Below are 19,078 nucleotides of genomic sequence, written 5' to 3'. Positions count from 1 at the left end.
GATTAAAACCTGGGATTAATATCCCAGGTTTTTTTAGTGGTAAGTAGTTAATCATTATTACTTTCCATATGCTATAATATTTCTAAAGCAATGAAAGGAGTTTCACTTTGGCAAAATCCATGAATACTACTGTCGACTTTCAAACCAAGGCAACATCATACTTGGGCATGGGAGGCAAGGTTGGAAAAATATTAGTCGGTGACAAAGCTTTTGAATTTTACAATGATAAAAATGTTGAAGACTACATTCAAATCCCTTGGTCAGCAATTAACCAAATAGGTGCAAACGTATCAAGAAATAAAGTCAGCAGACATTTTGAAATTTTCACAGATCAAGGTAAGTTTTTATTTGCATCCAGAGACTCTGGTAAAATTCTCAAATTAGCTCGCTTAAAGATTGGTAATGAAAATGTTGTTAGACTTCCAACCTTGATCCAGTTAATCATCAATAAGTGGTTTCGAAAAAAATAAGCTAGGACAAACTGTCCAAGCTTATTTTTATTCTTCAAATGGTATCATTTCATCTAAGCGTTTCATCAATTGATTAACATGTAACCATTTAAAAATTTGCATCCGGCTTTTTTCAATAAAGAAAGCAAAAATATAAATAATGATTGATACCCCTAAAATCAATAAAGGATAGATATAAATAGGAGCATTAATAAAAGGTTCAGCAAAATCCCTAATAACAAATTTTACCAGAAGTGGATGTAAGTGAGCCAAGTATACTCCAAGTGTTGTCGGAGCAACCAAGACAATAAAATCATGTAAATGGTGGTGTTTGGTGATGTCCATTTTTGCAAAAACAATGAATAAACAAATGGCACCTAAACTCAAACTTGGTGAAACATACCAATACCAGATATTACCAACAATAAATTTCATGGCGTAGGTTATAATCATCGAAACCGAGTAGACTGTCAATAATTTTTTTGTTGAAAATTTTTCAAGATCTAAACGATGTAGATAAGCCCCTACAATATAAAGGATGACCAACCAAGTCATTTCAAATCCTTTACTTAATGAGAATTCAGCTACACGATTATTCATAAGCGCTGGTAAGAGCGAAAAAACAAAGCCCATTAAAATAACTAAATTGCGTAATTGTTTATTAGTCAAAGATTTTAAGCCCCCATTTATCATAGGCATGAAAATGAGCAAAGCAAAGTAGGCTGACATATACCAATACTGTCCACTGACGATTGGGAAAAATGCTTGACGCCAATTAAGAAGGGTAACTGGAAAACCAGAAAGGGCAAATAAAAGAGTAATCGTAAAGGTATAGAAAAATACTTGTAACCAAATATTAGCTAATTTAGAATACTTATATTTAGAGTTACAGCCAACATAGCCACTGATTAAGGCATAACAATTGACCGCTCCATATACTAATACCTGAATAATCCAAGTTACAATAAAATAGGAATCTGCATGCCCATCAACTTCAGACCTTAAACCACCTTTTCCCAAGACATGTGTTACAACAATCATAAACATTGAAATGATCCGTAACAAATCAAGGCCATAGTGATGGGTCCGGATTTTTTTAGTCATTTTATTAGTCATAAAACTATTCTATCACAAGTCATTTGATAATGCTTAATGTGAAAACCACTTTAAAAGGGTTTGATGTTTACATTTTACGCAATTTTGATATAATAGACCTATCGGATAAGTAGTTTGATTTCCTTTCCAGAAAGTCTGTGGTTGCTGTGAACAGATAAGTTAATCCTATGAAATTCTACCGATTAATAGCAAAAATTGATACTAATTAAGAGCACAGGATGTGAAGCTGGATGGAACCGCGCAATAGCGCTCCAGCATTTCATATGCTGTGTTTTTTTATATAAAAAGGAGTTAAATATGTTAGATTTAAAACGTATCCGTACTGATTTTGACTTGGTAGCTGGCAAACTTAAAACACGTGGTGTCTCAGAAGAAACCTTAAGTCACTTAAAAAATTTAGACCAAGAACGGCGTCAATTATTGGTTAAATCTGAAGAATTAAAAGCTGAGCGCAATATTGCTTCTGCAGCCATTGCACAAGCTAAACGCCAAAAAGAAGATGCTAGTCAGCAAATAGAGGATATGCAGAAAGTCTCAGCAGACATCAAAACCATTGATGCTAAACTAGCTGCTATCGATGAAAAAGTTACAGAAATCATTACTATTCTTCCTAACACACCTCATGATTCTGTTCCTGTTGGAGCTGATGAAGAGGAAAATGTGGAAGTCCGTCGTTGGGGAACACCTCGCACTTTCGACTTTGAAATCAAAGCACATTGGGATTTGGGAGAAGACCTGGATATTTTAGACTGGGAACGCGGTGCGAAAGTAACTGGAGCTCGTTTCTTATTCTATAAAAACTTGGGTGCACGCTTGGAACGCGCTCTTTATAACTTTATGTTAGATGAGCATGCTAAAGAAGGTTATCAAGAAATCATCACGCCATATATGGTTAATCATGACTCTATGTTTGGTACCGGTCAATATCCAAAATTTAAAGAAGATACTTTTGAATTAGATGGTACCAATTTTGTCCTTATTCCGACTGCTGAAGTTCCATTAACAAACTATTACCGCGGTGAAATTTTAGAAGGCAAAGAATTACCAATTTACTTTACAGCTATGAGCCCTTCATTCCGTTCTGAAGCAGGTTCTGCAGGACGCGATACACGTGGCTTAATTCGACTTCACCAATTCCATAAAGTTGAAATGGTTAAGTTTGCCAAACCAGAAAATTCTTATGAAGAATTAGAAAAAATGACAGCAAATGCTGAAAATATTTTGCAAAAACTCAACTTACCATATCGTATTTTGGCCCTTTGTACAGGAGATATGGGATTCTCTGCAGCTAAAACCTACGACTTAGAAGTTTGGATTCCTGCTCAAAATGCTTACCGTGAAATTTCATCATGTTCTAATACTGAAGATTTCCAAGCACGTCGTGCTCAAATCCGCTATCGTGACGAAGCTGATGGTAAGGTAAAATTATTGCATACCCTAAATGGTTCAGGACTAGCCGTTGGTCGTACTGTTGCAGCAATTTTAGAAAACTATCAAAATGCTGATGGTTCTGTAACCATTCCGGAAGTTCTCCGTCCATATATGGGTGGGGCTGAAATCATCGCTCCAAAATAAACCAAAATAAAGTAAAAGGATAGCTAAGTGAGCTGCACCCCAAAAGTTAGATTTGTTGTCTAACATTTAGGGGTCACTTCATAAGCTATCCTTTTTAATATTGTCTAAAGCGATGATAACGCTGTTCTATTAAATCCTCGACTGGCAATGATTGTAAGGCTTGAATTTCTAAAATCAAGTCTTTTTTAATTTTAGAAACAATCTCACTTGAAAAATATCCACGCTCTGGAATGATCTTATCAACAACATTCATCTCTTTTAATTCACGGGCTGTAATTTTCATCAATTCTGCTGCTTCTGTTGCGCGAGAGCCATCCTTCCATAATATGGAAGCGAAGCCTTCAGGACTTAAAACAGCATAAATTGAATTTTCAAGCATCCAAACTTTATCAGCTAAAGCAAGAGCTAAGGCTCCCCCTGAACCGCCCTCACCTATTATAATAGCAATAATAGGAACTTTCAGGTCACTCATTTCCAAAAGATTACGAGCAATAGCTTCCCCTTGTCCTCTTTCTTCAGCACCAACACCTGGATAGCACCTGCCGTATTAATAAAGGTAACAATTGGACGCCTAAACTTTTCTGCCTGTTTCATTAGACGAAGCGCTTTACGATAGCCTTCTGGATGAGGTTGCCCAAAATTACGGTGTAAATTATCTTGAAGGTTAGTTCCTTTTTGAATTCCTAACACTGTTACTGCTAATCCATCTAAATAGCCAATTCCACCAACAATAGCACCATCGTCCGAAAATTGGCGATCACCATGCAATTCCATGAACTGATCAAAAACCTGATTGGCGTAATCTAGAGTCGTCATCCGACCCTGATCTCTAGCTTCTTTTAATATCCGAGAAACATCAGTCATCGGCCACCTCCATGAAATGCTACCAAGTAAGCTATCGTATCGCGAAGTTCTGTCCTTTTGACAATAGCATCTACGAAGCCATGTTCCAGCAGAAATTCAGCTTTTTGGAAATCCTCAGGGAGATTTTCTCTGACTGTCGTTTCAATCACACGACGTCCCGCAAAGCCTACGAGCGATTGCGGTTCGGCCAGAATAATATCCCCTTGCATGGCAAAGCTGGCCGTTACACCACCAGTTGTTGGATCCGTTAAAACTGTCAGATAAAAGAGTCCAGCATTAGAATGTCTCTTAACGGCCGCAGAGACTTTGGCCATCTGCATCAGACTCATGATACCTTCTTGCATTCTGGCACCACCAGATGCAGTAAAAATAACCAAGGCTATGTTTTCTTTAATTGCTAACTCTATGAGACGAGTGATTTTTTCGCCCACGACCGTTCCCATACTGGCCATAATAAAATGAGAATCCATAATGGCAAGCGCCATCGGAACACCTTTAACTTTCGCCTTACCCGTCAATACCGCTTCATGAAGACCTGTCTCTTCTTTTGCTTTTTTCAACTTATCTGAATAGTTTGGAAAACGAAGCGGATCTTGACATTCAATATCATCAAATAGCTCTTGAAAAGAACCCTCATCAACGATGAGTGTCAAACGTTCCTGAGCAGAAATCCGAAAATTATAAGAACATTCCGGACAGATTTTTGCTGGACCTAGGTCCTTCTGATAAATAGAATGTTTGCAAGCAGGACATTTAGCAAAAAGTTCGTCTGGAACTTCTGGTACTAATTGACTAACCAAACTTTTTTGAGAGTTATGAGGGGTAATGCGGATGTATTTATCTTTTTTACTAAATAACGCCATACTTACTCCTCTGCATTAAGGTAATGTGGTAAGAAATCCTCCGTTAAAAAGGCGGTATCATAATCACCAGCAATGACTCGTTTTTCAGAAATTAAATCCAATTGGAAATCGATATTGGTTGAAATCCCCTCAATTTCCATTTCATAAAGCGCCCGTTGCATCTTCATCAGTGCATCAAAACGATTTTCTCCATGAACAATCACTTTAGCAATCATACTATCATAATATGGGGGGATGGTATAACCATGATAAACAGCAGAGTCCACACGTAGACCAACACCACCACAAGGTAAGTAGAGATCGGTGATTTTACCAGGACTTGGGGCAAAATTAAAGCTTGGATTTTCAGCGTTAATACGGCATTCAATCGCATGACCTGTAATCTGAATATCTTCTTGTTCTATCTCTAATGGCATGCCCGCAGCAATTTTAATTTGCTCTTTGACGATATCAACGCCAGTCACAAATTCAGTCACCGGATGTTCAACCTGAATACGGGTGTTCATTTCCATAAAATAAAACTGTCCACTTCTTTCATCCAATAAGAATTCGATGGTTCCTGCATTTTCGTAGGCAACAGCTTGTGCTGCTTTGACAGCAGCTTGTCCCATTTCTTTGCGAAGCGTTTCGCCTATCGCGACAGAAGGGCTTTCTTCCAGGACTTTTTGGTTGTTACGTTGTAATGAGCAATCTCTTTCACCCAAATGCACAACGTGCCCAAAAGCATCACCTAAAATCTGAACTTCAATATGACGAGCTGGGTAAATCACCTTTTCAACATACATTGCCCCATTTCCGAAAGCACTGAGGGCTTCTTGAGAGGCGGAATCAAAGGCTTCTTGTAAATCGGCAGCAGAAGTCACTTTGCGAATTCCCTTACCACCACCTCCAGCAGAGGCTTTAAGCATAATCGGATAACCAACACGATCGGCAATTTCTTGAGCTTCTTGTGCCGAAAACACCTCGCCATCGGAACCTGGAATAACAGGAACTCCAGCTTTTATCATCTCAGCACGGGCGTTGATTTTATCGCCCATTTTATCCATGATACTGGCTGATGGTCCGATAAACTTGATATTCATCTCCTCACACATGGTAGCAAATTTGGCATTTTCACTTAAGAAGCCGAAGCCTGGGTGAATAGCTTGCGCACCTGTAACAATAGCAGCCGAGAGGACCGATTTCATATTTAAATAGGAATCTGTCGAACGAGCGGGACCAATGCAAATAGCTTGATCTGCAAGTATGGTGTGAAGAGCAGTTTTATCGGCCTCAGAATAAACAGCAACTGTGGAAATCCCTAATTCTCTTGCTGCGCGGATAATCCGAACAGCTATTTCGCCACGATTGGCAATTAAGATCTTTTTAAACATTCTTATCCTCCACAGAAAGGTTGTTACTGACTGGCAATGGCAAAGGTTAGAGTTCCGCTTGCAGCCAATTTCCCATCAACTTCCGCCTTAGCTTCAACGACAGCGATGGTTCCACGACGCTTGATAAACGTTGCAGTCATGATTAATTGGTCTCCAGGGACAACTTGCTTTTTAAACTTGACCTTGTCCATACCGGCATAAAAAACCAATTTACCTTTATTTTCTTCTTTTGAAAGTTCTAATACACCTGCCGTTTGAGCCAAGGCCTCCATGATTAAGACACCAGGCATAACCGGATAGTCAGGAAAATGGCCCTCAAAAAAGGGCTCATTGATGCTGACATTTTTTAAAGCTACAATTTTATCATCGGCAACCTCTAGAACGCGATCAACCAAAAGCATTGGGTAACGATGAGGGAGTGCTTCTTGAATTTTTTTTATATCTATCATTTTAATCTAACCAATCCACTTCCGAATTCAAGGACTTCTTCGTTGGAAACAAGGATTTCTGTGATAATTCCATCTTTAGGAGCAGGAATTTCATTCATGACTTTCATAGCTTCAATAATCATTAAGGTTTGACCTTTTTTTACCTGACTGCCAACGCTTACAAAGTTATCTTTCCCTGGTCCAGGAGATAAATAGGCAACCCCAACTAGAGGACTTTCAACCAAGTCCCCCTCAGCTGCTTGAACAGATTCATCATTAATCTGAGTGCTATCATTTGATGAGACCTCTGATTGTGTCGGTTCTGCCTGTTGACCAATGACACTTTGTGATTCATTAGACCCATTCATAACAGGTTGAGGGATGATTTTAAGCTCATTTTTACTAAATGACAGTTCCTCCCCATTTACTTTGTATGAAAATTCTCTAAGCTCCGATTGATCAAATTGTCTCATCAGATCCTTTATTTCTTGAATATCCAACTTATTCCTCCCAGTTTTTGAATGCTAAGACGGCATTATGCCCACCAAATCCAAAGGTGTTTGAAATGGCGTAATGAATCTCAGCTTCTTTTCCTTGTCCATAGATAACATTTGCTTCAACATAATCTGACAACTCTTGTGTTCCAGCTGTCATTGGAACATATGAATGACGCATTGCTTCAATTGTAGCAATGGCTTCCACGGCACCAGCAGCACCTAATAAGTGTCCTGTAAATGACTTAGTAGAAGAAACAGGTACTTCTTTACCTAAGACAGCAACAATCGCTTGACTTTCTCCTTTTTCATTAGCAGGAGTAGAGGTTCCATGTGCATTAACATAATCAATGTCAGACGAAGTAATATTTGCTTCTTTAAGTGCTAAATTAATGGCTTTTCGAGCTCCTAAACCTTCTGGATGTGGAGAAGTCATATGGTAGGCATCACAAGTGTTACCGTACCCAACAACTTCTGCCAGGATAGTAGCTCCCCGTTTTTGAGCATGTTCCAGACTCTCTAAAACAAGCATTCCTGATCCTTCACCCATGACAAATCCATTACGATCCTTATCAAAAGGAATAGATGCACGGTCAGGGTTTTCAGTTGTTGATAAAGCTGTTAAACTTTGGAATCCAGCTATAGCAAATTTTGTTATAGCTGCTTCTGCGCCTCCGGTTACCATCACATCTTGCATGCCAAATTTAATCAAATGGAAGGCATCTCCGATAGCATCATTAGAGGAAGCACAAGCCGTATTAATGGATTTACAAATCCCATGTGCATTTAATGTCATAGCGACATTACCAGCAGCCATATTGGGTAAAGCTTTTGGCAATGTCATTGGTTTAACACGTCTTGGTCCTTTTTCATGTAAACGGATAACTTGATCTTCAATTTCTTGAATACCACCAATACCTGTTGCAACAATGATGCCCATACGGTCCGTGTCAACACTGTCTAAATCCAGTTGCGCATTGCTTACTGCTTCTTTGGCAGCATACAATGCATAAAGAGAATACATATCAAAACGGTTTAAATCTTTTTTTACAAAATACTTATCAAATGGAAAATCCTTGATTTCAGCTGCATTTTTGACAACAAAATCTGTCGTATCAAACTTGCTGATTGGACCAATTCCAATTTTACCATTTTTTAAGCTAGACCAAAAGTCTTGAGGGGTATTTCCAATGGGAGATGTTACACCATATCCTGTTACTACTACTCTATTAAATGTCATTTTTCTTTACCTCAAATTTACTGCATGGTCATGCCACCATCGATGGCAATAACTTGACCTGTGATATAGTTTTGACCAGCCAAATAGGTTGCTAGTTGTGCAACTTCTTGGGCCTTACCAATTCGTTTCATTGGAATCTGACTGAGAATACTGTCTTTTGTTTTTTCGGTCAAGACATCTGTCATATCAGACTCAATAAAACCAGGTGCAATCGCATTTACAGTAACACCGCGACCTGCAATTTCTTTGGCAACTGATTTGGTAAAACCAATCAAACCAGCTTTTGAGGCTGCATAATTAGCTTGACCAATATTCCCAGTCAAACCAACTACGCTAGATAGATTGATAATAGCACCTTGACGAGCTTTTGACATCGGTTTTAAGACTGATTTTGTCATGTTGAAGGCACCAATTAAATTGATTCTGAGAACCGTTTCAAAATCTTCTTGGGTCATTCGCAAGACTAATTTATCATAGGTGATGCCAGCATTATTGACCAAAATATCTACTGAACCTAATGTCTCAACTGCTTGATCAATCATCCTTTGAGCATCTGTACTATCAGAGACATCACCTGAAATAAAAATCGTTTTCCCTTCAAATGCTTCGAAGTCTACCAATACTTCAGGAGCAATTTCAGAACGACCATTCAAAATAATATTTGCACCTAATTGAGCAAATTCTTTTGCAATAGCTAAACCAATTCCACGGGTCGATCCAGTGATAAAGACATTTTTACCTTTTATATCCATTTACCTTAATTCCTACCTTCTAAATAGTGTCGCAATGAAGAAATATCTTCAATACTAGTTGTTTTTAAGTTTTTATCTATTTTTTTAATAAAGCCACTTAAAATACTTCCAGGACCAATTTCAATAACTTGGTCGCAACCTCTCTCTTGAAGTTTTTTAATACTTTCATAAAATCTAACAGGCTCTTTGACTTGCCGAGCTAAGAGTTGAGGAATATCCTCTTTCATCATTAGTTCAGCTTCAGTATTACCAATTAGTGGACAGTCAAATTCATTAAAGGAGATCATTTTTAATTCTTCACTTAGTTTTTGACTGGCTGTTTCAAGAAGTGCTGTATGAAAAGGACCAGAAACATTTAAAGGAATCAGTCGTTTGACACCAGCTTCTTTTAGGAGTTCAAGAGCATCATTGACAGCTTCAATCTCTCCTCCGATAACAATTTGACCCGGAGTATTGTAATTTGCAGGTGAAACGATGCCTTTGGCAGAAGCCTTTTGACAAATGTCTTCGATAAGACTAGCTGGTGTATTTAAGACAGCTACCATCTTACCTGTTCCAGCTGGAGCCGCTTCTTCCATAAACTGACCACGTTTGGCCACCAATTTCAAAGCTTCTTCAAAGGAAATAGCACCTGATGCTACTAATGCTGAATATTCCCCCAATGATAAACCTGCTACCATATCAGGTTTGATATCATAAGATTCAAGAACCCGATAGATAGCTATTGATGTTGTTAAAATGGCAGGTTGTGTGAAACGCGTTTGATTTAACTTTTCGCCGTCATGATCAATTAGTTGACGTAAATCATAACCTAAAATCTCTTTAGCTTGCTCAAATGTCTCTTTAGCAATTGGGTAGGCATCATAAAAATCCCTTGCCATTCCAAGCTTTTGAGCCCCTTGACCTGCAAATAATAGTGCTAATTTTGTCATTTGACAACCTCATCTACAATTTGTTTTTGTTTCTTTTAACGTTATTCCATCGTTCTGCTTGGGCCTGAATAACCTCGGCAGCTCCATAGAAAATATCCTCAATAATGGCTTGGCAACTCTCTTCTTTTTCCACTAAACCGGCAATTTGACCAGCCATAACGGAACCATTGACCACATCTCCATCCACAACTGCAATCCGAAGTGCTCCAGCGCCCATTTCTTCAATATCTTGAGCTGTTCTTTTATCAGCTAAGAATTCTTTTTCAGCTTTAGAATAGGCTGAAGTAAGTCGGTTTTTTAAAGCACGGACAGGATGGCCTACAACCTGAGCGGATACTACAGTGTCAATATCTTTTGCTTTGAGGATTTTATCTTTAAAGTTTTGATGGGCATTTGACTCTTTGGCAACAACAAATCGTGTCCCAACTTGAACTGCTTCAGCACCTAACATAAAGGCTGCCGCTGCACCATGTCCATCAGCTATACCACCAGCAGCAACAACAGGAATTGCAAGCGTATCTACAACTTGTCTAACTAAAGTCATGGTGGTCAGTTTACCTATGTGACCTCCTGCTTCCATACCCTCTGTGATGACGGCATCAACACCTAGTTTTTCCATACGTTTAGCCAAGGCTACACTTGGAACAACTGGAATAACCATTATACCAGCATCATGTAATCGCTCCATGTATTTTCCTGGGTTGCCAGCTCCTGTTGTAACAACTTTAACACCTTCTTCAATGACCAAATCAACAATATCATCAACAAAAGGTGACAAGAGCATAATGTTAACACCAAAGGCTTATCAGTAATAGATTTAACGCGGTCGATGTTTGCTTTGACCACTTCTTTTGGTGCATTTCCGCCACCAATAATACCTAAGCCCCCTGCGTTTGAAACGGCCCCTGCCAAATCCCCATCAGCAACCCAGGCCATTCCTCCTTGGAAAATTGGGTATTCAATTCCTAGTAACTCTGTAATACGTGTTTTCATAGTGTCCTTTTCTTGCCTTAAATTAATTTGATTATCAAACTATATAGAAATAAGAAAGAGTGAGTTAGGTCCTTTTGACAGGGGCTAATCTCACCCTCAATGATATGATATAAATAATCTTTTTAAATAAAAGGCTTATTTTGTTTTTTCTTCAACGTAAGCAACTAAGTCGCCTACAGTGTTCAAACCTTCTTCAGTTTCGATTTGAATATCAAATGCATCTTCAATTTCTGAGATAACTTGGAAGACATCTAAAGAATCTGCGTCTAAGTCATCAAATGTTGTTTCCATTTTTACTTCTTCTGTTTCTTTACCAAGTTCTTCAACGATAATTTCTTGCACTTTCTCAAATACTGACATTGTATTTCTCCTTAAATGTTTCTTTTTTTATTTTTTATAAATGTGCTAAGCACATGATATAACTAAATTTTAACAATTAGACTTCCCCAAGTCAAACCTCCACCGAAACCGGAGAACAAGACAACTTGGCTACCATCTAATAAAATAGATCCTTTTGCGACAGACTCTGATAAGAGAATTGGAATGCTTGCTGCACTGGTATTCCCATAGTCCATCATATTTTCTAAAAATTTCTCACGGGGACAAGCTATCTTTCGGGCCATCTTATCAAGGATCCGTTGATTGGCTTGATGAAGCAAGAAATAATCAATCTCATCTTTTTCCAGTCCTGAGTCTTCAATCAATTGCTTGATATTTTTTGAAACGTCACGAATTGCGAAATCAAAGATTGCTCGTCCATCCATATGGATGAAGGGGTCACTGTCACTCTTTTCTGAAAAAGGTGAATTCAAGCTGTTCTGGCCTGATGTCAGAGATGATCCTCTACTACCGTCAGTGTTCAAGGACTCTGCTAAAATATGCTTTTGTTCAGACGATTCTAGCAACACTCCGCCAGCTCCATCTCCAAAAAGAACAGCCGTCGACCGATCGGTCCAATCTAAACTTTTAGAAAGCGTTTCTGCTCCGATTACAAGACCATTACCATAAGCTCCTGAGCAGATCAATTTATCGGCCATAGCCAAGGCGAAGACGAAACCACTACATGCCGCTGTTAAATCGAAAGCAAAGGCATTTGTCGCTCCGATGGTTGCTTGTACTTTAGCTGCTACCGAAGGCATTATACTATCTGCTGAGATTGTTGCAACAATGATAAAGTCGATAACTTCTGCTTCTTTTCCTGACTTTTCAAGTAATTGCAGAGCGACTTGACTGGCTAGGTCACTGGTGCTTTGATTTTGAGAGATACGACGATTTTTAATGCCTGTCCTAGAAGAAATCCATTCATCATTTGTATCTAATATATCAGTCAAGGCTTGATTACTAACCACTTGCTCAGGTAAATAATGAGCAACTTGACTAATTTTGGAATAAGGCATTAAACTAAGTCCTCCAAAAATTGATGTAGATTTTTCAAGCCTCTTAGCAATGCTTTCATGGCTTCATCATCCATGTCTGCTGTAACATGCCCAACCATATTTTTATGGAATTTAGCATGTAAACGATCTAAGAGTCTTCCTTTTTTTGTCAAGCTTAAGTAAACGACGCGACGGTCAGAACTTGAACGTCTTCTCTCAATATAGCCTTTTGATTCTAACTTATTAAGACTGGTTGTTACGGTTCCTAAGGTCACCATCAATTCACGGGCGATATCACTTGGCGTTACGTCTTTAAATTTCCCTATAATTTCAATGGTATGCATCTCTTTAAGAGAAACATCCTTGAATTGACTAGTTTTTAAACTCATTTCTTCAATAACTAAAATCCGATTAAAAACATCCACTAGGTATTCATTAATTTCTGTATATTCCAAGTTAACACCTCCTAACAATAAACTTTGACAGTCAAATTATATCAAAGACCAAAGTTTTTTGCAAGACTTTACCTTACTTGCCTTGGAAACGTGGTAGCCGTCTTTCTGAGAAAGCTCGAACACCTTCCTTGAAATCCTCTTTAAAAGCTAGCTCTTCTTGCAATTCAAGTTCTAGTTTTCCATAATCGTCCCAACCTTTAAAGTAACTTTCCCAAACAAGTGCTTTCATAGCAGCATAAGAATTGGTTGAACCTCTTCTTAACCTTTTTAAAAGTTGGTTAAGGGTTTTGTCCATTTTATCAGTTTCCACTGCACGATACACAAAGCCATAATCCTGTGCCTTTTCAGCGCTAACACTTTCCCCAGTCATAACCAAATGAGTGGCTCGATTTAAACCAACAGCTCGTGTTAGGAGGTAAAGACCGCCTGCATCTGGAGCTAAGGCTAGATTGACGAAAGCTTGGATGAATTTCGTTTGAGTGCTTGCCAGACAAAAATCAACTGCTAGAGCTATGTTGGCTGCTGCGCCAGCGACAGCTCCATCGGCGCACATGATGACCGGCTTAGGTAATTGTTTAATGGCTATCGAAATCTCCTGAACCAGCTTAGCGATATCTACAAGCGACTGAACATCATCATTACTAACTGCTTTTTCCATTTGATCCAGATCTCCACCGACTGAAAATACTTTTCCGGTCGCTTTGAAAATCAGAAAATGGAGCTGATCATTTTGAGTAACGTAATCAATAGCCTCTAGTATTTCCTGACACATGGGAATGTTAAAGCCATTGGATACTTGCGGTCGATTTAGTGTTAGGATTGCTGTATCATCGACACTTTCTAAGAGAATTGTCTGAAAAGTCATTAGTTCCTTCTTTCTGTTTTATCAAAAAATAGTTTTAATGAAAAGTTATTTGATTATCAAACTAAATCTGTTATACATTTTACAATAGTTTTTTTAATTCTGCAAGAAAAATGTTAAAAATAAAAAAACTAACTTGGAATTAATCCAAGTTAGTCCTTTTAAATATCATCTAAAGCATCTTTCATTTTGTCAAAGAAACCTTTTTTCTTAGGCGATTTGATTTCTTGACCACTCGCCTCCGCAAATGCATGAAGGGCTTCTTTTTGTTTTTCATTCAATTTAGTTGGGGTCACAATATTAATGGTTACATGTTGATCACCCTGGCCTGAACCACGTAATTTTGGTGCTCCCTTACCTTTCAAACGGAAAGTTTTACCCGTTTGAGTACCGGCAGGAATTGCCATTTCAACATCACCATGGACAGTTGGAATATCCACTGTATCCCCTAGAGCGGCTTGTACGAAGCTTACATTTAAAGTGTAGTAGATAGTTGAACCATTGCGTTCAAATTTTTGACTAGGTAAAACGTTTAAAACAACGAATAAATCACCATAAGGTCCGCCATTATAACCTGCTTCACCTTGACCTTGAAGACGAATTTGTTGACCAGTTTCAACACCTGCTGGAATTTTGACTGAAACCTTATGCGTTTCCTTCTCATGGCCAGTACCGTGACAAGTTTGACAAGGTTCTTTAATTTCTTGTCCACTTCCATGACAAACATCACAGGTAACTTGACGACGCATCATACCAAGCGGTGTTTGCGTGTCTACATTGATGACCCCCGCACCATGACAGCGTCCACACGTTACTGGGCTAGTTCCTGGTTTTGCTCCTGAGCCATCACAAGTGTGACAGCTTGCTTCACGATGGTAAGACACTTCTTTTTCAACACCAAAGATTGCTTCTTCAAAGCTCAAGTTGACACGGTATTGCAGGTCATCGCCCTGACGTGGTGCATTAGGGTTACGCATCCCCCGCCACCGCCGAAGAAACTTGAAAAAATGTCTTCAAAGCCACCAAAACCAGACCCATCAAAGCCGCCAAATCCACCGGCACCTCCACCAAAACCACCTTGTGCTCCAGCTTCACCGTATTGATCATAAGCAGCCCGTTTTTGTGAGTCACTTAAAGTTTCATAAGCTTCTTGAACATCTTTATATTTTTGTTCCGCATCAGTAGCTTTATTGATATCAGGATGATATTTTTTAGACATCTTCCGATATGCTTTTTTTATCTCGTCTGCAGAAGCATCCTTAGACACCCCCAAACGCTCATAAAATTCAGTATTGTTCATAATATTAAGATACAAAGGGCGTCAAACGGACAAAGACAAAATAGGAGTTTTGACGTTGGACGACTTGCGTCCTAGGAAAAACTATCTTTTTGTCACAGTCCGTAGCCCGTGTTCAGTTAGAACACTATCATTCCTTTCTTGAAATAGTTTGATGTCAGCAATTTGACATTTAATTTAGCCAAAAACAGAGGTCTGGCAAAACCTCTGAATTTAGTTATTTGTAAGGTAAGCTTTTTGAAATGTTTTTTCAAAAAGCTTTGTCCACCTGATTTTTCCCTTACGTTTTCTTTCTAGGTTCGGGGCTAAAACCATTCACTGAATGGCCTCGCTTTTTTGTTTCAAGGCTCGGGATAAAAATGTCTGCTAGACATTTTTATTTTTCCGTAAACTCACCATCTACGACGTCATCGTTATTTGCTGAGTCTGTAGCTTGAGCACCTTCAGCACCTTGTGCTGCTTGTTGGGCAGCTGCAGCTTGTTCGTACATTTTAACTGCTAAAGCTTGTGCTTTTTCATTAAGCGCTTCAAGTTTAGCTTTCATATCTTCAAGATTACCTGATTCTTGAGCTTTCTTCAAGTCATCAAGTGCAGATTGAGCAGCATCACGTTCAGTGTCGAAGCCTTTACCTTCAGTTTCTTTGATCGTTTTTTCAGTAGCAAAGATAGCTTGGTCAACCTCGTTTTTAAGATCAACTTCTTCTTTACGTTTAGCATCTGCTTCTGCATTTGCTTCTGCATCTTTCATCATACGATCGATTTCGTCTTCAGAAAGACCATCATTTGACTTGATAACGATATGTTGTTCTTTTTGAGTGCCTAAGTCTTTAGCTCTTACTGAAACAATACCATTTTTATCGATATCGAACGTTACTTCAATTTGTGGGATTCCACGAGGAGCAGCTGGGATATCCGTTAATTGGAAACGACCAAGTGTTTTATTATCTGCTGCCATTGGACGTTCACCTTGAAGAACATGGATATCAACGGCTGGTTGGTTGTCTGCTGCTGTAGAGAAGACTTGAGATTTAGATGTTGGAATTGTAGTGTTACGGTCAATCAACTTAGTGAAGACACCACCCATTGTTTCGATACCAAGTGATAACGGTGTAACATCAAGAAGAACAACGTCTTTAACATCACCAGTAATAACACCACCTTGGATAGCAGCACCCATAGCTACAACTTCATCAGGGTTAACTGATTTGTTAGGTTCTTTACCTGTTTCAGATTTAACAGCTTCAACAACTGCAGGAATACGAGTTGAACCTCCAACAAGGATAACTTCATCAATTTCAGATAATGATAAACCAGCATCTGAAAGGGCGCGACGAACTGGAACTTTAGTACGTTCTACAAGGTCACGTGTTAAGTCATCAAATTTAGCACGTGAAAGTGACATTTCTAAGTGAAGGGGACCAGCTGCACCGGCAGTGATAAATGGTAAGCTAATTTGCGTTTGAGTAACACCAGAAAGGTCTTTTTTAGCTTTTTCAGCAGCATCTTTCAAACGTTGTAAAGCCATTTTATCTTGAGAAAGGTCAATACCGTTTTCTTTCTTGAATTCTTCAACTAAGAAATCAATAATTTTTTGGTCAAAGTCATCCCCACCAAGTTTGTTATCTCCTGCAGTTGCAAGAACGTCAAAGACACCATCACCTAATTCAAGGATTGAAACGTCAAAAGTACCACCACCAAGGTCAAATACTAAGATTTTTTCGTCTTTATCAGTTTTGTCCATACCATAAGCAAGAGCAGCTGCAGTTGGTTCGTTGACAATACGTTCTACTTCAAGACCAGCAATTTTACCAGCATCTTTAGTTGCTTGACGTTGTGCATCGTTAAAATATGCAGGAACAGTGATAACAGCTTTAGTTACTTTTTCACCAAGGTAGTCTTCTGCGTAACCTTTAAGATATTGAAGAATCATAGCTGAAATTTCTTGCGGTGTATATTCCTTACCGTTAGCAGCTACTTTTTCAGAAGTTCCCATTTTTGATTTGATGGAAATTACGGTATCAGGGTTTGTTACTGCTTGACGTTTAGCAGCATCACCAACAATGATTTCACCATTTTTGAAAGAAACAACAGATGGTGTTGTGCGGTTACCTTCTGGATTTGCAATAATTTTGCTTTCAGTTCCTTCAAGAACTGCTACAGCTGAGTTAGTTGTACCTAAGTCAATACCAATAATTTTAGACATGTGTAATACCCCTTTTTAATTTTTCTTATACTAGTCTAGTTTAACGACTTGGCGGTCGAAGTTTTGTGTTTTCTTTTTGAGCTCAGTGCCTTCGCAATCGCTGCGCAGTCACCAAAATTAGTTATAAACAACAACCATTGCTGGCCTCAAAAGTCTCTCATGCAGCTTATAGCCTTTTTGGAAAACTTCTGCAATTGTATCAGCAGGATGGTCATCATCAGCTGGCAATGTTTGCACAGCCATATGCAAATTATGGTCAAAAGTTTCAGACACTACCTCTTCAATGCCTTCTTCTTTCAAAGCATTAATGAGACTTTCTTGGACCATCTCTAAACCTTTTTTAACATCATCGGTCAGACCTTCAACAGCAAGTGCCCGCTCTAAGTTATCTAAGCTTGGAAGAATTTTTTTAGCCAAATCTTGTGAACGGTAACGTTGTAAGGTTTGACGTTCTTCATTTGAACGTCGTTGGATATTTTGCATTTCCGCATGCGCTCTAAGGAACTTATTCTCAAATTCATCAGCCTTCTGTATGGCTAATTCAAGTTCTGATTTTTCAGTTTCTTTTATTTCCGGTTCAGATGAAGCTTCTTCAGTCATTTCAGTTTCTGATGCTGAATTAACATCTTCCATTTCTTCTTTTTGAATATCTTCTTCATGTTTTGTAGACACTTGTTCAACCTCTTTCTCTATTTCTAATGCACTTCGTAATGATTACTATTTAAATAACGATAGTAGTCTCTTAATTTAACCGCTAAAATACGGCCAATCACATTTATCAAGCTGACATTTCGGCGATAATTCATATCAATCGGTCCAATCAAACTCATTAAACCAAATCCACGATAAGGAATCAGAAATTTATAAGTTAGAAGACTCAAATCAGCAAGTGCAGGCTCACTGCTATCTGCCACTTGAACCGTAGCCATTTCGTTTTCAGCCATCCCTTGACGAATGGTCAAAGCTAAACCTTGTTCATCATCTAAAAATTGATAAGTCTTTAACTCTGCATAATCTAGAGCATTCACCTTACCAGCCACGAAGACTGTTTCTTTAAAGAGTTCTTTAAAGATATAGTCAAATAAATCGATAACGTTGTCGGTGACCGTAAAGTATTTTTGCAAGACCTGTGGAATTTCTGTCCTCAACTTGTAATGAACATCAATCAACTCTCGTCCCACAAGGCGTTCATCTACAACTTCTTTCAAGCGGAGCAGATCTCTGCTTAAGAAATTTTTGGGAATCGCAAATTGAACTGTCATGGGTTTAGAATCATCTAAATTAAGTACAGCTAAAGCATCATGATTGGACAATTGGACTATCTCAAAACCTGTCAATTTTTGTCGAGCAGGTTCAACATCGAGAATCGCAACAGTAAAACCAGTAATATCAGCTAGAACTTGACTAGCTTTGGCAAGAATGTCTTCCAATTTGAATGCTTCAAAATCAAATGCTTTCACTAATTGATAGACATCTCGTTCATCGATACTATCTAAACTTAAGGAATGCTCAACAAAATATTTAAAGCCAGCTGGACTTGGCATCCGTCCACTTGACGTATGGGCTTTTTCTAAAAGACCTAACTTTTCAAGCTTAGCCATTTCATTACGAATGGTTGCACTACTTGTTTCAATACTAGATTGCAATGCTTTTGATCCGACAGGTTCATGGGTTTGCGTAAACAAGTCGACAATCAAGTTCAAAATGTCATTTTGACGCTCAGTAATCACTAACCAATCACCCCTTTCGGCATTTAGCACTCAAACAGTTAGACTGCTAACTTATAATTCCATTATACTCCTTCTA

General features: G+C 38.6%; 17 protein-coding genes and 3 pseudogenes. 2 read left to right on the top strand and 18 right to left on the bottom strand.

The window, feature by feature from the left end; all coding sequences use genetic code 11:
* The first annotated feature begins 107 nt into the window (after nt 1–107).
* Nucleotides 108–470, top strand: coding sequence for a DUF956 family protein (locus tag AT575_RS01105; protein WP_102776783.1), 363 nt, complete (start codon nt 108–110; stop codon nt 468–470).
* Between the two features lie 27 nt (nt 471–497).
* Here AT575_RS01105 and AT575_RS01100 read toward each other — a convergent pair whose 3' ends face one another.
* Nucleotides 498–1,565, bottom strand: a complete 1,068-nt coding sequence (locus AT575_RS01100; protein ID WP_102776782.1) for an acyltransferase — start codon at nt 1,563–1,565, stop codon at nt 498–500.
* Between the two features lie 297 nt (nt 1,566–1,862).
* Here AT575_RS01100 and serS point away from each other — a divergent pair, with 297 nt between their 5' ends.
* Entirely contained in the window at nt 1,863–3,140 is a 1,278-nt protein-coding gene (gene serS, locus AT575_RS01095) for a serine--tRNA ligase (RefSeq protein ID WP_102776781.1), read from the top strand.
* Between the two features lie 94 nt (nt 3,141–3,234).
* Here serS and AT575_RS01090 read toward each other — a convergent pair.
* From AT575_RS01090 to hrcA, 17 genes and pseudogenes are all read right to left on the bottom strand, one after another.
* A pseudogene (locus AT575_RS01090) lies at nt 3,235–4,004 on the bottom strand (acetyl-CoA carboxylase carboxyl transferase subunit alpha).
* Nucleotides 4,001–4,867 (bottom strand): acetyl-CoA carboxylase, carboxyltransferase subunit beta, encoded by an 867-nt coding sequence (gene accD / locus AT575_RS01085; protein ID WP_102776780.1) that lies wholly within the window; start codon nt 4,865–4,867, stop codon nt 4,001–4,003. Before accD ends, AT575_RS01090 begins: the two are co-directional and overlap by 4 nt.
* Before the next feature lie 2 nt (nt 4,868–4,869).
* The gene (locus AT575_RS01080) at nt 4,870–6,240 is read right to left on the bottom strand and encodes an acetyl-CoA carboxylase biotin carboxylase subunit (protein WP_102776779.1); all 1,371 of its coding nucleotides are present in this window, start codon (nt 6,238–6,240) and stop codon (nt 4,870–4,872) included.
* Nucleotides 6,241–6,263: 23 nt separating this feature from the next.
* The gene (gene fabZ / locus AT575_RS01075; RefSeq protein ID WP_102776778.1) at nt 6,264–6,689 is read right to left on the bottom strand and encodes a 3-hydroxyacyl-ACP dehydratase FabZ; all 426 of its coding nucleotides are present in this window, start codon (nt 6,687–6,689) and stop codon (nt 6,264–6,266) included.
* Nucleotides 6,686–7,168 (bottom strand): acetyl-CoA carboxylase biotin carboxyl carrier protein, encoded by a 483-nt coding sequence (gene accB, locus AT575_RS01070; protein WP_102776777.1) that lies wholly within the window; start codon nt 7,166–7,168, stop codon nt 6,686–6,688. The genes fabZ and accB overlap by 4 nt, the downstream gene beginning before the upstream one ends.
* Nucleotide 7,169: 1 nt before the next feature.
* Complete coding sequence (gene fabF / locus AT575_RS01065; RefSeq protein ID WP_102776776.1) at nt 7,170–8,402, bottom strand: beta-ketoacyl-ACP synthase II; 1,233 nt, start codon at nt 8,400–8,402, stop codon at nt 7,170–7,172.
* 17 nt (nt 8,403–8,419) lie between these two features.
* Nucleotides 8,420–9,154, bottom strand: coding sequence for a 3-oxoacyl-[acyl-carrier-protein] reductase (gene fabG / locus AT575_RS01060; RefSeq protein ID WP_071793831.1), 735 nt, complete (start codon nt 9,152–9,154; stop codon nt 8,420–8,422).
* Between the two features lie 5 nt (nt 9,155–9,159).
* Nucleotides 9,160–10,086, bottom strand: a complete 927-nt coding sequence (fabD, locus tag AT575_RS01055) for an ACP S-malonyltransferase (protein ID WP_102776775.1) — start codon at nt 10,084–10,086, stop codon at nt 9,160–9,162.
* Nucleotides 10,087–10,099: 13 nt separating this feature from the next.
* Nucleotides 10,100–11,079, bottom strand: a pseudogene (fabK, locus tag AT575_RS01050) (enoyl-[acyl-carrier-protein] reductase FabK).
* 135 nt (nt 11,080–11,214) lie between these two features.
* Nucleotides 11,215–11,439, bottom strand: a complete 225-nt coding sequence (locus tag AT575_RS01045; RefSeq protein ID WP_071793834.1) for an acyl carrier protein — start codon at nt 11,437–11,439, stop codon at nt 11,215–11,217.
* Between the two features lie 62 nt (nt 11,440–11,501).
* Nucleotides 11,502–12,476: a beta-ketoacyl-ACP synthase III gene (locus AT575_RS01040; RefSeq protein WP_102776774.1), complete on the bottom strand. Its 975-nt coding sequence runs from the start codon at nt 12,474–12,476 to the stop codon at nt 11,502–11,504.
* Complete coding sequence (gene fabT, locus AT575_RS01035) at nt 12,476–12,910, bottom strand: fatty acid biosynthesis transcriptional regulator FabT (RefSeq protein WP_102776773.1); 435 nt, start codon at nt 12,908–12,910, stop codon at nt 12,476–12,478. Before fabT ends, AT575_RS01040 begins: the two co-directional genes overlap by 1 nt.
* A gap of 73 nt (nt 12,911–12,983) precedes the next feature.
* A complete protein-coding gene (locus AT575_RS01030) occupies nt 12,984–13,775 on the bottom strand; it encodes an enoyl-CoA hydratase (RefSeq protein WP_102776772.1) in 792 nt (263 codons plus the stop codon).
* 158 nt (nt 13,776–13,933) lie between these two features.
* Nucleotides 13,934–15,072: pseudogene (gene dnaJ / locus AT575_RS01025) on the bottom strand (molecular chaperone DnaJ).
* Nucleotides 15,073–15,445: 373 nt separating this feature from the next.
* On the bottom strand, nt 15,446–17,272 hold the full coding sequence (gene dnaK / locus AT575_RS01020; protein WP_102776771.1) for a molecular chaperone DnaK: 1,827 nt from the start codon (nt 17,270–17,272) through the stop codon (nt 15,446–15,448).
* 117 nt (nt 17,273–17,389) lie between these two features.
* Nucleotides 17,390–17,944 (bottom strand): nucleotide exchange factor GrpE, encoded by a 555-nt coding sequence (grpE, locus tag AT575_RS01015; protein WP_102776770.1) that lies wholly within the window; start codon nt 17,942–17,944, stop codon nt 17,390–17,392.
* 23 nt (nt 17,945–17,967) lie between these two features.
* Nucleotides 17,968–19,002 (bottom strand): heat-inducible transcriptional repressor HrcA, encoded by a 1,035-nt coding sequence (gene hrcA / locus AT575_RS01010; RefSeq protein WP_102776769.1) that lies wholly within the window; start codon nt 19,000–19,002, stop codon nt 17,968–17,970.
* Nucleotides 19,003–19,078: the final 76 nt, after the last annotated feature.

Origin of the sequence: Streptococcus penaeicida (assembly GCF_002887775.1) — a bacterium.
Classification (GTDB): domain Bacteria; phylum Bacillota; class Bacilli; order Lactobacillales; family Streptococcaceae; genus Streptococcus; species Streptococcus penaeicida.
This window is presented reverse-complemented; position numbering and strand designations above follow the sequence as displayed.

What these genes read in the sequence shown, in the direction of transcription:
- fabG (WP_071793831.1), bottom strand. Translation starts at nt 9,154, where the DNA reads ATGGATATAAAAGGTAAAAATGTCTTTATCACTGGATCGACCCGTGGA.
- AT575_RS01040 (WP_102776774.1), bottom strand. Translation starts at nt 12,476, where the DNA reads ATGCCTTATTCCAAAATTAGTCAAGTTGCTCATTATTTACCTGAGCAA.
- fabZ (WP_102776778.1), bottom strand. Translation starts at nt 6,689, where the DNA reads ATGATAGATATAAAAAAAATTCAAGAAGCACTCCCTCATCGTTACCCA.
- accD (WP_102776780.1), bottom strand. Translation starts at nt 4,867, where the DNA reads ATGGCGTTATTTAGTAAAAAAGATAAATACATCCGCATTACCCCTCAT.
- AT575_RS01100 (WP_102776782.1), bottom strand. Translation starts at nt 1,565, where the DNA reads ATGACTAATAAAATGACTAAAAAAATCCGGACCCATCACTATGGCCTT.
- fabD (WP_102776775.1), bottom strand. Translation starts at nt 10,086, where the DNA reads ATGACAAAATTAGCACTATTATTTGCAGGTCAAGGGGCTCAAAAGCTT.
- serS (WP_102776781.1), top strand. Translation starts at nt 1,863, where the DNA reads ATGTTAGATTTAAAACGTATCCGTACTGATTTTGACTTGGTAGCTGGC.
- AT575_RS01030 (WP_102776772.1), bottom strand. Translation starts at nt 13,775, where the DNA reads ATGACTTTTCAGACAATTCTCTTAGAAAGTGTCGATGATACAGCAATC.
- dnaK (WP_102776771.1), bottom strand. Translation starts at nt 17,272, where the DNA reads ATGTCTAAAATTATTGGTATTGACTTAGGTACAACTAACTCAGCTGTA.
- AT575_RS01080 (WP_102776779.1), bottom strand. Translation starts at nt 6,240, where the DNA reads ATGTTTAAAAAGATCTTAATTGCCAATCGTGGCGAAATAGCTGTTCGG.
- AT575_RS01045 (WP_071793834.1), bottom strand. Translation starts at nt 11,439, where the DNA reads ATGTCAGTATTTGAGAAAGTGCAAGAAATTATCGTTGAAGAACTTGGT.
- fabF (WP_102776776.1), bottom strand. Translation starts at nt 8,402, where the DNA reads ATGACATTTAATAGAGTAGTAGTAACAGGATATGGTGTAACATCTCCC.